The 2,486-nt window shown below is 68.5% G+C and carries 2 protein-coding genes; both read right to left on the bottom strand.

The window, feature by feature from the left end:
• On the bottom strand, positions 1-1,901 hold a 1,901-nt coding region (locus ABTZ59_RS36960), incomplete at its 3' end, for a DEAD/DEAH box helicase (RefSeq protein WP_351425860.1).
• Positions 1,898-2,486: hypothetical protein (locus ABTZ59_RS36955; RefSeq protein WP_351425857.1), on the bottom strand; the 589-nt coding region annotated here is incomplete at its 5' end. The genes ABTZ59_RS36960 and ABTZ59_RS36955, both read right to left, overlap by 4 nt.

Genomic DNA, 2,486 nt, shown 5'->3' with positions numbered 1-2,486 from the left:
AGGGCCTTGCGCCGTTCCTCCAGTTCACCTGCCCGTAGTGCCTTGCGCTGCTGGTGGACCCATCGCCCGAGTGGAAACGCCTTCGTCGCTCCGACTTCGACCTCAACGTCGTAGGGAACGGCGTAGAGCCCGGTGATCTCGTTTTCCACCCGCCAGCGGATAAGGGCCTGGTAGCCCTCCAGCCACACCAGGGACTCCGGCCGGTACACCCGCGTGCGCAGGAAGACCGCGATGGTCGCCGCGTCCCTGGGGGAGGAGAAATGCAGCAGCGCCGATTCGACCGCACCGTCGGTGTCGTCCTGTTCCTGGTCCGCGCCCACCGCGCCGCCGGCCCCGACGATCCGCCCCTCCTCGTCACGCCGGATGTGTACCTTGCGCTTGCCGCTGGTGAGGGCGCGGGAGGCGAGCTGCTCGACGAGTCGTTCGTCATGACTGCGGAGTCCTTGGAGGACGGCTACGAAGGGGCGGAACGAGGCGCTGGCGACCATGTCGGTCGGGTCCTCACCGGGCTCCAGGAACACGGGCACGATGATCCGCGCGACCTTGGTGGAGCCGTCGCGGTTGAGCCTGAGCGCGCGGCCGATGTTCTGCACGATCTCGACCTGGGAGCCGCGGGTGTCGGCGAAGCAGATCGCCTCCACGCCGCGCTCGCCGGTGATGTCGACGCCTTCCCCGAGCACGCGGCAACTGGCGAGGAACGCCCTGTGCACGCGCCGGTTGTTCGCGTCGATGCCGTTGGCGAACTGCCGCAGGACCTCGCGGCGCTCGCTGACGAGGTGGTCGCCGCACAGCCATGCCGACCACACCCGGTCTGGGGGTACGTGGCGGCCGGCCTCGAGTTCGTAGAACTCCGCGTCGATCGACGATGCGGGCAGCCGGTCCGCGGCCGCCAGGTCGTCGTCGGAGGCGTTGTTGATGTACAGCTCCGCAGCCGTCTGGGGCAGCTTCTCCGCGAACGCGGCGGCCTCCTCCACCTTCTGGTGGAACGTCATGACGGTGCGCAGGTTCCACCTTGCGGCATGCTCGAGGAGCGCCGTCTGCAGCAGAGCGAGGCGCCGGCCTCGCTGTGCTTCCTCCGATTCCCCGAGGACGGGGGAGGGGTCGCGGATCTCCAGGACGTCGATCTCGAACCCGGCGAGGATCTCGCGCTCGATCGCCTCCGAGAGCCCGAGCTCAGCCAGCCACGGCCCGTAGGTTTCCGAGTCCTGGCCCATTGACGCAATCTCCAGCTCCTGGCCCTCCGCGCCCTTCTGCGGCCGGGGGGAAGCCAGGATGCGTGGGGTGGCGGTGAGGTAGAGCCGGAAGTCGGCGGGGATGCGGGCGTTGTCGTGGATCGCCGCCCACGGCCTGCCAAGATCGCCTGCGGTTGAGTGGGCCTCATCGATGATGGCGAGCGAGAAACCGTCCATCCGCTGCCCGTACAGGCGCTCTCCGCCCGCCAGAGCGGCCTCCAGCGGCCCGCGAGTGCGTCCCTGACCCGTCGGGTCGTCGAAGTCCTCGCGGTCCACGAGAGAGGCGTACGTGGCGAACACGATGACCGCCCCGTGCCCGGCCCACAGGGCGAGCTGGATCGGGTTGGTGGTGGTACGCACCCCCAGCGAGTTGAGCACCGGGTCGTTCTCCAGCGAGCACACCGCCACCATGGGGGAGCGGTGACCCACCGCCCGCCACGCCTGGGCGGTCTGCACGAGCAGGTCCAGGGTCGGCACGGTGACGAGGATCCGGCCGCCCCGGAAGCACTCCAGCGCGCACGCAGCGGCGGTGATCGTCTTGCCTGATCCGGTCGCGGACACGATCGTTCCCCGCATCCCTCCCGGGGGCACAGGTGATCTTGCAGGAAATCCGACCCATTTCCGGAAGCTCGATTTCTGTTGAACCTGGTGTTCTCGGAGCTGGATCAAAAGAGTTCTCCCGGCTCGGGAAGGATTTGTGTGACGGAAGCGATTCGGTATCCGCCGTGTTGATAGAGGCCGCCGTCCCTTCCATGCACGGCCCAGGCCCGCTCGGCCGCTTCGCCAGCTGACGCGGCCATCAGATGCATGGCGGGGGCGGGCATGCCTGGGCCGGAGCAGCCAGCAGTCGGCCGAGCATCGACCCGGTAGACGCGATGCCGAGAGATTTCCGGACCCTCGACGCCGGACCGCTCGGCCGCGGCCACGCCCCTCATCAACCGCTGTAAACGCTGCTGTTCATAGCGGACGGCACGCGAGTCGCGGCAGGGCGCGTACGCGGCCATCCGCTCCCTGTCCATGAGAGCGGCGATCCGCTCCCACTGAAGGCGTCGCAACTCCGCGATGAACAGCTCGCTCAAGTGATGCGGCTCTGCAGGGCACACCCGTGCACGCCCGGAGCGTTCCTGCGCCAGGCGCACTTGCGCGGCCACCTGGTGTTGATCGAGTCCGGCGGCTTTCGCGACGACTCCGAGCCGGGCAAGCTCGTGCGGAAGATACTCGTAGATCAACACGCAAACCGCTCCCCACCGGATG

The organism is Streptomyces sp. NPDC094034, from assembly GCF_040303865.1.
Lineage (GTDB): Bacteria > Actinomycetota > Actinomycetes > Streptomycetales > Streptomycetaceae > Streptomyces.
This window is presented reverse-complemented; position numbering and strand designations above follow the sequence as displayed.